Here is a 13,244-nt window from a genome sequence, read left to right as displayed (position 1 = left end):
CGAATAACTAATTTATGTTTTATTTAACCAAAATCTTGTGGTAAAACGCTCAATTTGTATTATATTTTTATAAATAAAATACAATGAAATACCACATTATAATAAACAGTGTAAAAACTATTGACGCACTTGAAAACGCATGGTCTAAGGCAGATTACGTGCAATTATTAGACAAATTTGGTTTCGAAGATTCTGGAGAGAATACTTCAGAAAAAGAATTAATAGAATTACTCTTTATGGCCATTTCAGATTTCGAACCTGAGGAAGCTGCAGCTATTATTCTAGACTACAAATTATCTGATAAATTAAACGAAAATCAAATAGAACAGATTTCGCATGAAATGCTTTTAGATAAAATTTCTGAAGAATATGCAGACATCTCTCTACACCATCAGTTATTTAACATCAACCAACTACTTTACAAAGCCTTTAACGGTACTTTTCCTAGTGCCAAAGCCACTATTGTAGAATTCGAAATCACACCTAATAAAGACATCTCTAAAGAGGTTGTCTTGAAAGTTTTAAATGCTACACTAGCAAACAGCAATGTAATAAAGCGTTTGTTTCATGATGCTTTAGATGGTAAAGAAGCTTTTAATGAAGCCGAAAGTATTATTTGGGATTTAAAATATACAGGAGAAACTTCATACACACTAATTACTTCAGAATACTGGATGAGTCGTGATGAATTTACAAATGCTGAGTTTGATGTAAATGTAGTAGAGTTTGAGGAAGACGATGAAGATTAATACTCGCTACTAATTTATTTTTTAAATAAATATTTCAATCATTATTAAACCAAATTAAAAATTAATAGTCTAGCTATAATTAACTAAAATAATAAAATTAGGCCTTTTCACACTTGATCTTTTCTCTGTAATTTTAGCAACTGCTCAAGAAAAAAAAACAAAAAAAAGCATTTGAGAAAATGAATACAACTTCTAGTGTTTCTATTTCTTTAGAGAAATCTAAAAAGAAGAAAAAAGAGAAGAAATAACAGTATTGCTATTAAAGCAAAAATGCCTTAGATAATTCTAAGGCATTTTTTTATTTTTAAAGGAAACTCTTAAAACTATTAAGCTTAAAATTAATGTTTTATAAACTTAACTGTTTTAGTGCCTTTATCTGTTATAATTTTAACAATATACAATCCATCTGAAAATGGGCTCATATTAGTTTCAGTTTGCACTTCTTTTTTCTGAGTTAAAACTTGTTGACCAAGAGTATTAAAAACAAATAGCTCTTTTAACTGAGCATTTTCTGTATTTAAAATTTTAATGTTTTTTGAAGCAGAATCATAAATTAAAGATATTCCATTTAATGCTTCCTCTTCAACAGATAGTGTATTTCCATCTTGAAAAACAACACTAAAGCGTTCTTCGTTTACTCCAGAATCTAAGTAAGTTACAAAATCGCTTTCCATAAGGTTGTGATAAGTGTTTAGCATGCTATCTTTTATATAAACCGAAAGGCCATCTGGAACATTTTCCATTTCAGAAATACTAATTGTAAATAAACCTACATCTGTAACCTTTACTCCAAGTGGTAATTCGTCTTGAATATTAACTTGAGCTAAAGCTTGAATCGCTAATTTAGAATCCTCTTGAACCCAATATAACTCATTAGGTTGATCATTATAAGCCTTTGCATCATATCCATTATCATAATTATAAGTCGCATTATCTAAATCGTAACCTAACCCAATAACTCTTTTGTATTGTGAAGGACTAGTAAATGAAAACCAAAATTTAGTTCTATCATCTATTGTCGAAATTGTATTTGAGTTAGAAGTTTTATAAAATACAGCTTCATTTAAATACTCTTTTGCAAATGAGCGTTGTTGATTATTAAAAACTAAAGTACCTGCGTTTTCCATGGTAACAAAAAAGGCTTGTCCAATAGCAATGTTTACTGTTGCCTTAGGTTTAGAAGCAGTTCCGTTGTTACTTACTAAACCTGCAACTGCAGGAAGACCTAACATTAGATTATAAGTAGCATAACCACCTTCGTAATTAGCATACACATGACTATTATTGGTTATAAAATGTTCCCAAAAATATAATGTCCCATCAATTATGGATAAGTTATCATTAATAAACTGGTCTGCATTTAAAGCAGAAGTATAAGGATTTCCTAATAAAAAATCATTGCCAGCTACTACAGGATAAGAATAATCACCATCATTTGCAATGCCTTTAAATACGTATTCCTGTTCTGATCCAGAAACGCCAGATCCTTTCATAGAATATCCTCTTCCTGGAGTTAAGCCTGTTGAAGGCGTTAAAAAGTTCCACCCTGAATATTCACCAGAAACCGCATTATAATCGTATAACCAATAGTTACTTAATGTTACTGGTGAGGTTGCTGGATTCGCATCGTAACCTCCAGTAAAATTAACAACTCCATTAGCATCTTCTAAATACCCAATTTGCCATGTGCCTCCTCTGTTTACTGGTGCACTCCAATAATTATAATTATATAAATTCGATGTACCTTGTTGTCTAATTTTTAAACTTCCTGAGCCAGAATTTAATGTCGTTCCCGCATGGTTTTGAATAAGCTGTGCTTCACCTAAAAGGTCTATTATACCGTTATTAACTATACCGTTTTCTACTTCTAATAAAAAACCATTACTAACCTCTAATGTTCCACCGCTTTCTACTTCTACTTCCCTAACATGTGCGTTAGCGGTTAAAACAGCATCAATTCCAGACTTAACTGTAAGTTTTAAACACGCATTAGTATTATCTGGTGCGTTTGCTGTTCCAGAACCATTATAAAAATTAGTCCCATCCCATACAATTTGATCTGTATAACGTAGTGTAAAGTAATGGTTATTACGTAATCTAACATTTGTAGCAGTAGCAGTTGTACCTACTATTGTTAAATCGTAGACATCATCTGGTGAAGAAAAATTATAATTATTATCTACAACTAATTGTAAAGGGACACAACTTTGTTTTCCAGATAGATCAAAACTACTTACATCGAAAGAAACGTCTACTCTTCCAACATTATCTTTTCTTCCTACTCTCCATCTTGAGTTTAACTGCTCTGTATAATTATTTGTGTTTGTACTAAAATTATAAGTAGGATCTTTTGTTTCTTCTCCCCAAAACAAAAACTCATCATCATTTAAATTATTTGGATTGCTTACTCTAACAATACCTGTACCACGTGAGTCTGTATGGCTTGAGCCGTCTAACGCTTGACCAATACCTGCAACATCATGATCGAAATTACCATTTGCTGTGTTATCATGTGTATAAATATCGTTTGAGGCTAATGCTCTATCGTATTTTGCTGCTAAATAATTATCTATTATAATACGTTGAGCTGTATTAATAGTAGATTTAAATACTACAAGCTCTGTTAAATCTCCAACAAAACCATTTGTACCAGAAGTATAACCTCCAACATTAAAGCGTTGAGAAGCATGAGAAGTATAATTAGATGAGCCTGCTCTATCTTGTAATAAATCTGAATTCCTATATAACTGCTTTCCTGTTGTAGGATTTGCATTATAAGACCATATTGAGTAGTCATTTAATCCTGTTAAACTTCCTACTTGTATTCTCGCTGTAGTATTACAACATGTACCTATGTCGAAATAAACTGTTCCACTCCAAGGAATATGACTAGAAAAACGAGTAGAGCCTACCAAAGGATCTGTACTATAAAGACTAGACGTTTGTGTAGTGTTATCTGACTTAGCAACAATTATAGAAGTTGCTTGATTAGTAATAAAGTTTGCTGTAGTTAGTGTAAGACCTGTTCTTAATCTATTGATTCCATTAAAACTAATTTCATCATAGCCATTAACAATATTAGAAACTAATGTTGGTCTCGTGGATCCTGTTTCACTTAAATTAAAAGCAGAAATTCCAGCCGAATTTGCCCAACTATTAATACTGGTTCCTGTTGTTACAACACCATTGTCTGGACGGTACCAAATAATTAAATCTGACGTTCCATCATTAGTACCAACTCCTCCAGGACCGGTTTGTGCATTTATAATATTAAAAGGTATAACACAGAAAAAAAGTAATACTATCGATAGAGCTTTAGGGAAAAACATATCTATTTTAAATTTTTCTGGCAAAAATAGATTGAAAACGTATTATACACTACTTTTTAAATCTTAAAAAACAAGCGAATTCGTTAAAAGGTAAAGTTAGCAGACCAAATGCATTATTTCTAAAAAAACCATTAACTAAATAGATTTGTTTAGAAGATAATTTACAGTTATTTCTTATTTTTCTTTAAATACTCTAAGTATAAGTTTTCAACCTTAGTTCTAGCCCAAGGCATGCGTCTTAAAAATTTCAAACTCGATTTTATTGTAGGATTATCTGTAAAGCACTTAATTTTTATGTTGTAACCCAAATATTCCCAACCATAATATGCTTGTAAATCGGTTACAATTTGCTCTAACTTTATGCCATGAAGTGGGTTGTTTTTTTGAGTTTCCATGTAGTTTTAAATTTTATTTTATCTGTTTGAGTATAGTTAAAGTCTGCATTAAACTTCAACTATACTCAATGTGATAAAAAATCTATTGAATCATCTTTTTAATTTTCACAGCCTTTTCAAAATGATCTAATTGGTGTGTTTCTATCCACCAAGTAGCAGCTTCCATTAATAACTTAGGATTATCATTTTTGTTTTTAAAAAAAGCATAAACAGAAAGACCAACATTATCTCCTTTTTGTGCAATTTTGGTATCGCAAACTTCTATTATTTTATCTTTTAATGCTTGAGTCATTTTAACTTCTTGAACTACTAGAACGCCTATCGCTACTAGAACCTCTACTTTTATTTTTACTACGGTTTCTTCCACCTCCATTTTCAGAGTTAGAATTCCCTTTAGATTTATCTCCAGAACCTTTTGCTTTAGGCTTGCTATTTCTGGGTTGTCTATTTTGACCTGGCTTTATAGGTGTAGTTGAAGCATTTGGATCTGGCTCGAAACCTTCCATAATTTCAACTGGTAATTTTTCACCAATAAGTTTTTGTATATCTCTTAAAAAAGTAGTTTCGTCTGCACTTACTAGAGAAATAGCTTCTCCTTTAGCTCCTGCTCTACCTGTTCTACCAATTCTATGTACGTAATCTTCAGAGATATTAGGAATCTCGAAGTTTATAACGTGTGGTAATAATGGAATATCTAATCCACGCGCAGCAATATCTGTAGCAACCATAACACGAACAGTTCCATCTTTAAAACCTTTTAAGGCTTTAGTTCTTGCTCCTTGACTTTTATTTCCATGAATAGCTGCTGCTGAAATACCAGAACCTATTAATTTTTTAGTTAGGTTATTAGCTCCATGTTTAGTACGTGTAAAAACTAATACTTGTTTCCAATTCCCTTCAGAAATAAGTTTAATTATTAATCCTGTTTTATGCGCTTTCGCTACGCGATATACTTTTTGAGTAATCGCTTCTACTGCTGTATTTTCTGGAGTTGCTTCTACTTGTACTGGATTGTTTAGAATAGTAAAAGCTAGCTTTTTAATTTCTTTAGAAAACGTTGCCGAGAACATTAGATTTTGTCTTTTATCTGGCATTAGTTTCATTACGCGTTCTATATCGCGCAAAAAACCCATATCAAGCATTCTATCTGCTTCATCTAAAACAAATATTTCAACGCGCTTTAAAGAAATTGCGCCTTGATTACATAAATCTAACAAACGTCCTGGTGTTGCTACCAAAACATCTACTCCATTTCTAATATTTGCTACTTGAGGTTTTTGGTTTACACCACCAAAAATAACAGTACTTCTTAAATTTAAAAACTCACTGTACTCTTTAACATTAGCATATACTTGTGCTGCTAATTCTCTTGTTGGTGTTAATACCAACGCACGAATTGGTCTAAATTTTTCTTTAGGGTTTTCGCTTAATATGTGCAGCATTGGTAAAGTAAAACCAGCTGTTTTTCCTGTTCCTGTTTGTGCAGAGGCCAAAACATCGTAACCATCTAAAATAGGTGGAATTGCTTTTGCTTGAATAGGTGATGGAGTATCGTATCCTTTTTTACTAATTGCTTTTAGTATTGGCTCAGAAAGGCCTAATAATTTGAATGACATAAATAGTGTTTATGAAGCAAACGCTATCTTAATTGTAGGTCACTTCTTTATTTTGCTGCAAAGGTACTGCTATTTTATGCTATAGTAGATTAATTAAGGAATGTTTGTGTTTTATAGACTTGGCTTTGTAAAAAAAATAGGCGAACTTCGAGTTTAAACTAACTGTTGCTACATTGGACGCTGTTGGTAAAAAAAAAAAAAAACAAAAATGAAATACTTCCTTAAATTTTCTCTCCTAACATTACTTATTCTTTCATTCTTTAAATGCAAGCAGCCAACAGATACATTAAAAATTAAAGAAGAAAAACGTAAGAAAATTGAAATAATAACAAATTACGGATCGATGGTTTTCGAACTTTACAATAGCACACCATTGCATCGAGATAACATCGTTAATCTTGCAAATAACAAAGCTTACGACAGTTTACTTTTTCATAGAATTATAAATGAATTTATGATCCAGACTGGAGACCCAGAAAGTAAAAATGCGCAACCAAAAGACACACTCGGAAATGGAGATGCTCCATATTTGGTAAATGCAGAATTCCGTAAAGAATTATTTCACAAAAAAGGAGCACTCGCTGCTGCTAGAGAAGATAATCCTAAAAAGTCTTCAAGCGCTATGCACTTTTATATTGTGCAAGGAAAAAAATTTAATGATAGCCTTTTAAGTCTAGCTGAAAACCGTATCAATAAAAAAAAGGCTAGAGCATATTTTAAAAATGATATTAGAAAAAAGCCTTTAATTGATTCTATACAATATGCAAGTGACCATTACGATGTATTAAAGGAACGTTACAATTTATTAATGGATAGCATCTTGAGTATTGCTAATAATGACAAAAATTTTAAATCCTATATTATTCCAGAAAAGCAACGTGAAGTCTACAAATCTATTGGAGGCACACCGCATTTAGATCAAGATTACACCGTTTTTGGTCAGTTAATAAAAGGAATGAACGTATTAGATTCAATAGCAAGTGTTCCTACAAATGATTTAGCTAGGCCCTTAAAAGATGTGAGAATACAATCGATAAAGGTCATAAATTAAAACGCAAGAATAAAATTAAAACTGCGTCCAAAATCATGTGAAGCTTATCCCTAAGTTTTGGCTTATATGGGAAAATCTACAATATATACTTTGCTATTTTTAATACAGTTACGAGTATTCTTATAGCGTATATTTTATGTCCAATATTCTTAACGCTTCATTAAAACAAAACTCTTTTTTATTCCGTAATTTTGTTTTTTATCATTCCTTCGAAATAGAAGATTTATAAAACACTTATCTATAAAATATAGTATCGCTAAATAAAGATTCCAACCAAAGTTTATCTAAAGGAAGGCAAAAAAAACAGGAATAACACAAATTATGCAATTCAAAATACAATCAGAATTTAGTCCAACAGGAGATCAGCCTTCAGCAATAAAAAAATTGGTGAACGGCTTAAACTCTAATGAGAGATACCAAACTTTACTTGGTGTTACAGGTTCTGGAAAAACATTTACAGTTGCTAATGTTATTGAACAAACACAAAGACCAACATTAGTACTAGCTCACAATAAAACTTTAGCTGCACAATTATACAGTGAGTTTAAACAGTTTTTTCCTGAAAATGCTGTGGAGTATTTTGTGTCTTATTACGATTATTACCAACCAGAAGCCTACATACCAACTTCTGGTGTTTATATAGAAAAAGATTTATCTATTAACGAGGAGATTGAGAAAATGCGCTTAAGCACAACCTCTTCTCTACTCTCTGGTCGTCGCGATGTTATTGTAATAGCATCGGTTTCTTGTTTGTATGGTATTGGAAATCCTGTAGAGTTTCAAAAAAATGTAATTTCTATAGAACGCGATCAGCAAATTTCGCGTACAAAACTATTGCATCAACTAGTACAAAGTTTGTATTCGCGTACCGAAGCAGATTTTAGACACGGTAATTTTAGAATAAAAGGAGATACTGTAGATATATTCCCAAGTTATGCAGACAATGCTTTTAGAGTTCATTTTTTTGGAGACGAAATAGAATTAATAGAACAATTCGATATACAAACCAACAAGGTTATTGAGGAGTACGAAAGACTAAACATCTATCCTGCAAACATGTTTGTAACCTCTCCAGATATTTTGCAAGGTGCCATAAAAAGTATTCAAGACGATTTAGTAAAACAGTATGATTACTTTAAAGAAATTGGCAAGCATTTAGAATCCAAAAGACTTAAAGAACGTACAGAGTTCGATCTTGAAATGATTCGCGAACTTGGTTACTGCTCTGGTATTGAAAATTACTCTCGCTACCTTGATGGTAGAATGCCAGGCACACGACCTTTCTGCTTATTAGATTATTTTCCAGACGATTATTTAATGGTTGTAGACGAAAGTCATGTAACGATCTCACAAGTGCATGCTATGTATGGAGGTGATTACAGCCGAAAAGTAAACCTAGTCGATTATGGTTTTAGATTACCTGCTGCAATGGATAATAGGCCTTTAAAATTTGAAGAGTTTGAATCTTTGCAAAACCAAGTATTGTACGTAAGTGCAACGCCTGCAGATTACGAGCTTCAAAAAACCGATGGTGTTTATGTAGAGCAAGTTATTAGACCAACAGGTTTACTAGATCCTATTATTGAAGTACGACCAAGCTTAAACCAGATAGATGATTTAATTGAAGAAATACAACAACGTATCGAGAAAGACGAACGTACTTTAGTTACCACGTTAACCAAACGTATGGCCGAAGAATTAACCAAATATTTAAGCCGAATTTCTATTCGTGTTAATTACATACATAGTGATGTAGATACTTTAGAGCGCGTACAAATTATGCAAGATTTACGTAAAGGTATTTACGATGTTTTGGTTGGTGTAAACTTATTGCGTGAAGGTTTAGATTTACCAGAAGTGTCTTTAGTTGCTATTTTAGATGCAGATAAAGAAGGCTTTTTACGTTCGGCAAGATCATTAACACAAACCGTTGGTAGAGCTGCAAGAAACTTAAATGGTAAAGCCATTATGTATGCAGATAAGATTACCAAAAGTATGCAGAAAACTATTGATGAAACCGAATATAGACGCGAAAAACAAATAGCTTACAATACAGAAAATAACATGGTACCAAAAGCCCTAAACAAAAGTTTAGATAGTGCTTTAGGTAAAAACTCTGTAAGTACTTATAGCTACGAATTGGAAGCTGCACGTGCTGCAGAACCAGAAAGCGAATATTTAACTAAAGGTGAATTAGAAAAGAAAATACGTGAAAAACGTAAAGTTATGGAGCAAGCAGCAAAAGCTTTAGATTTTATTGTTGCTGCAAAATTACGTGACGAAATTAAAAGTTATCAAGGGAAGTTAGAAACTTTGAAATAGTATGTTTTTGGTAGAGGTTCGATTATCGTGTTCGTGTATGAAACGTAGCTCGTAAAAAGACACTAACTTTTCGGGTTAACACAGAGCCGAATTTTTATATTTTGTTTTTAACTTATCAATCTTAAAAGCCAAATTTAAAAATTTGGCGGTCTTTGTAAATATACACGTACCTATGGGTCAAACTCTTATTAGCTATGTTTTACACACGTTGTTATGAGATTTTTTTATTTCTAATTATTTTTACTATTCGGGTATATACTATTTCTGCCAAATTCCACATATATAGTTTAGAGTCGGTTGTGTTATTAAACTGAACAACAACAGTATCAATATCTTCATAATATTCGGAAAAACTCTGATATCCAAGAACCCACCCCGAATGTTTGTACACATAAATCGAAGAATAGATTTCTTGTTCGCCTTCATCAAACACTGAACCATCGTTTAGTGCTCTTAAAAAAATGCCAACATCTTCTGCTGTAGCAAACATTCCACCATATTCCGTTTTTAAATCGGATTCATAGCCAACATGATATCCACTCATAATATCGTCTATATTTACTTCATTAAGGGAATTGAATGTATTGTTTAGCTCGAGTGGTGTCAAAATTTTCTCCTTAATATATTGGTTACGGCTATAACCTAAGACCTTGTCCATGAGTTTCCGAAGCAATAAATAATTCGTGTTTGAATAACCATAATCTTCACCTGGCTTAAAATTGGCTGGCAAATCAAGTGCCAATTCAAGGGTTTCTTTATGACTTTTCGGTGGATTATCCCAATAACCATAATCTGTATAATTTGGTATACCACTCCGATGTTTTATCATCAACCTCAGAGTAATTTTTTCTGCATTTTCAATTCTACCCACAAGTTCTGGAAAGTAATCAGCCAGCGTTTTATCTAAAGATAAATGTTTGTCTTTTACTAATTTTGTGATAGCAACAGCGACATATAGCTTGCTGATACTGCCAATATTGAATAAGGCTTGAGAGTCGGTAGGTATTTTGTTTTTTCGGTCTTTCCAACCACTTGTATAAAATGCTGGCGGTTTACCTGCTTCGTCTACATAAACAATCATTCCATCAAACCCATAATCAATTGCCCTATTTACTTGTTCTTCAACAGTATCAGGTAGTGGTAATATCCAAGCTTTTACCAAAATCCATGGTACGAACCACAAAGAAAATATACTTGCAATAATAAATACTATTCTGAGTATTCGTTTTGTTTGTTTTTTTGTCATTCTATTTCAAGGGAATGTTTTTTTTAAATACACTAATTGCTCATAATGTTTCGTTGATATAAAATTGTTTTAATGTTTTATATCAGACGATAATCGAAGTTAGCGAAAAAAAATGAAAAAGTCAAGTTATAAAAGGCTCTTAAAACATGAGATTCCTGCCTTCGCAGGAATAAGTTCAACTAGCTAAATTGAATGCACCAAAAGGCTTTTCAATTTAGAGTTTCACTTAATTATACTGTACCTTAAAAATATCGATTAAAACTTCTGCAGGAACCATCATATTTGGGAAACCATCCATTAAATACAATACTTTTGTAATGGACTCATGATTTAATCCCATTCGTAAACCATAATTATATAATTTTACTTCTTCACTACGTGTACGCTCTTTATCTATATGTGTTAATAAAACTAGACGATGAAACTGTACTATACGTTCGCTATGAGATTTAAGGTTCTCATAATTTATAGGGTGCTCAATTAAATAGTCGAAATCTTCTCGAGAAACATTTAATTGTTTAGAGATACCTAAGAGGAAGTTATACTCTAATCTCTTTAAGTTTTTATCTGCTTTAGCAAACGCTATCATTTCAGACAGCAAACTTAGTTTTTCGACTTTGTTAGGCATAATAAGGAATAATTTTTCTTTTTATAAAATTACATAATAATGGCAATTTATAATCGTAGAAAGTACGTAGCTTGTCGAAAAATGAGTAGTTTTACACCGATTTTAAACGCTGTTTATCAATTATCTAAAGAATAAAACGCACAAAACAGCATTTAAAACACTAATTATAAACACATTACAGCATGACAAATAATGATATCTTAAAAAAGCTAAGAGTTGCGCACAAACTAAGAGATACTGATATTATTGCAATATTAGATTTAGTAGATTTTAGAATTGCTAAAACAGAGCTAAGTGCTTTTTTTAGAAAAGAAGACCACCCTAATTATGTAGAATGTGGTGATCAAATATTAAGAAATTTTCTAAATGGATTGATTATTCATCTTCGTGGACCAATGCCAAAGAAAGGTGAGGAACCTAAAAAAGAAGCTGCAAGGAAAGTAAAACCTAATCCTTTAAGTAATAAGAAGAATTTTAATAAACCAAAAAGAAAGAGCAACGATTAACGTTGCTCTTTCTTGTTTTATGTAATATTTATAAAAGTTAGGTATTGAACTTAACTCGATACAAGAACCTTATAGTAAATATATTTATGCTAATACAGCTTGTACTTTATCTGCTGCTTCTTGAAATTCTGTAGCACTCATTACATCAAGTCCAGAATCATCAATTAATTTTTTAGCAATATCTGCATTAGTACCTTGTAAACGTACAATAATTGGCACGCTAATGTTACCCATGTTTTTATAAGCATCAATTACACCTTGAGCAACACGATCGCAACGCACGATACCACCAAAAATGTTAATTAAAATAGCTTTTACAGCTGGATCTCTTAAAATAAGCTCGAATGCAATTTCTACTCTTGCAGCATCTGCAGTACCACCAACATCTAAAAAGTTAGCTGGCTCACCACCTGCTTGCTTAATTAAATCCATAGTTGCCATTGCTAAACCAGCACCATTTACCATACAACCTACGTTTCCGTCAAGGTCTACATAGTTAAGTCCTTGCTCACCTGCTTCTACTTCAATTGCGTTTTCTTCACGTAAATCGCGCATTGCTGCTAAATCTTTATGTCTATATAATGCACTAGCATCTAAAGTTACTTTAGCATCTACAGCCATTATTTTATCGTCACTTGTTTTTAAAACAGGATTGATTTCAAATAAAGCAGAATCCGATTTTACGTAAGCTGTATATAAAGACGTTACAAATTTTGTCATGTCTTTAAAAGCTGCTCCAGATAAACCTAAGTTAAAAGCAATTTTACGTGCTTGAAAAGGTAAAATTCCTGTTGCAGGATCTATTTCTTCGTTAAAAATTAAATGTGGAGTCTCTTCTGCAACTGTTTCAATATCCATTCCACCTTCTGTAGAATACATAATCATGTTACGCCCAGTTCCTCTGTTTAATAAAACAGACATATAATATTCTTCTGGCTCAGAATCTCCAGGATAATATACATCCTCACATACTAAAACTTGGTGTACACGCTTTCCTTCTGCCGAAGTTTGAGGTGTTACCAAATCCATTCCTATAATATCTCCAGCGATAGATTTAACTTCGTCTAAGTTTTTAGCCAACTTAACACCACCACCTTTACCACGACCACCTGCGTGAACCTGTGCTTTTATTACGTGCCAACCTGTTCCAGTATCTTCGGTTAATTTTTTTGCTGCAGCTACTGCTTCATCAGCATTTTGAGCAACAATACCACGTTGAATACGTACGCCAAAGCTGCTTAATAATTCTTTTCCTTGATATTCGTGTAAATTCATCTTTATTAATGGATTTATTTAAATTTCTGCTTAAACAGAAAGTCTATTAAATTTTAGTGCTACAAAAGTAAATAATCACAATAACTTACCCTAATATTTAATTATGAAAATACAATATCAAGAACTA

General features: G+C 32.2%; 11 protein-coding genes. 4 read left to right on the top strand and 7 right to left on the bottom strand.

What is annotated here, in order from left to right; genetic code table 11:
- Positions 1–83 precede the first annotated feature (83 nt).
- Complete coding sequence (locus CW733_RS00530; RefSeq protein ID WP_100994717.1) at positions 84–749, top strand: hypothetical protein; 666 nt, start codon at positions 84–86, stop codon at positions 747–749.
- A 338-nt stretch (positions 750–1,087) separates the two neighbouring features.
- Here the strand turns inward: CW733_RS00530 and CW733_RS00525 are convergent, their stop codons facing one another.
- From CW733_RS00525 to CW733_RS00510, 4 genes are all read right to left on the bottom strand, one after another.
- Entirely contained in the window at positions 1,088–4,078 is a 2,991-nt protein-coding gene (locus CW733_RS00525) for a T9SS type A sorting domain-containing protein (RefSeq protein ID WP_100994715.1), read from the bottom strand.
- Positions 4,079–4,245: 167 nt separating this feature from the next.
- The gene (locus CW733_RS00520) at positions 4,246–4,473 is read right to left on the bottom strand and encodes a VF530 family DNA-binding protein (RefSeq protein ID WP_100994713.1); all 228 of its coding nucleotides are present in this window, start codon (positions 4,471–4,473) and stop codon (positions 4,246–4,248) included.
- A gap of 82 nt (positions 4,474–4,555) precedes the next feature.
- Positions 4,556–4,765, bottom strand: a complete 210-nt coding sequence (locus CW733_RS00515; RefSeq protein ID WP_100994711.1) for a DUF6500 family protein — start codon at positions 4,763–4,765, stop codon at positions 4,556–4,558.
- Position 4,766: 1 nt separating this feature from the next.
- Positions 4,767–6,089, bottom strand: coding sequence for a DEAD/DEAH box helicase (locus CW733_RS00510; RefSeq protein ID WP_100994709.1), 1,323 nt, complete (start codon positions 6,087–6,089; stop codon positions 4,767–4,769).
- 208 nt (positions 6,090–6,297) lie between these two features.
- Here CW733_RS00510 and CW733_RS00505 point away from each other — a divergent pair, with 208 nt between their 5' ends.
- Positions 6,298–7,140 carry a peptidylprolyl isomerase gene (locus tag CW733_RS00505; protein WP_100994707.1) on the top strand — a complete coding sequence of 281 codons (843 nt, stop codon included), beginning with the start codon at positions 6,298–6,300 and terminating at the stop codon, positions 7,138–7,140.
- 321 nt (positions 7,141–7,461) lie between these two features.
- Positions 7,462–9,462, top strand: coding sequence for an excinuclease ABC subunit UvrB (gene uvrB / locus CW733_RS00500; protein ID WP_100994705.1), 2,001 nt, complete (start codon positions 7,462–7,464; stop codon positions 9,460–9,462).
- A gap of 211 nt (positions 9,463–9,673) precedes the next feature.
- Here uvrB and CW733_RS00495 read toward each other — a convergent pair whose 3' ends face one another.
- Positions 9,674–10,708 (bottom strand): serine hydrolase, encoded by a 1,035-nt coding sequence (locus CW733_RS00495; protein ID WP_100994703.1) that lies wholly within the window; start codon positions 10,706–10,708, stop codon positions 9,674–9,676.
- Between the two features lie 226 nt (positions 10,709–10,934).
- Positions 10,935–11,336, bottom strand: coding sequence for a hypothetical protein (locus CW733_RS00490; RefSeq protein ID WP_100994701.1), 402 nt, complete (start codon positions 11,334–11,336; stop codon positions 10,935–10,937).
- A gap of 182 nt (positions 11,337–11,518) precedes the next feature.
- Here CW733_RS00490 and CW733_RS00485 point away from each other — a divergent pair, with 182 nt between their 5' ends.
- On the top strand, positions 11,519–11,842 hold the full coding sequence (locus tag CW733_RS00485) for a DUF1456 family protein (RefSeq protein WP_100994699.1): 324 nt from the start codon (positions 11,519–11,521) through the stop codon (positions 11,840–11,842).
- An 84-nt stretch (positions 11,843–11,926) separates the two neighbouring features.
- Here CW733_RS00485 and sucC read toward each other — a convergent pair whose 3' ends face one another.
- Positions 11,927–13,117: an ADP-forming succinate--CoA ligase subunit beta gene (gene sucC / locus CW733_RS00480; protein WP_100994697.1), complete on the bottom strand. Its 1,191-nt coding sequence runs from the start codon at positions 13,115–13,117 to the stop codon at positions 11,927–11,929.
- Positions 13,118–13,244 lie beyond the last annotated feature (127 nt).

The organism is Lacinutrix sp. Bg11-31 (genome assembly GCF_002831665.1).
Classification (GTDB): domain Bacteria; phylum Bacteroidota; class Bacteroidia; order Flavobacteriales; family Flavobacteriaceae; genus Lacinutrix.
This window is presented reverse-complemented; position numbering and strand designations above follow the sequence as displayed.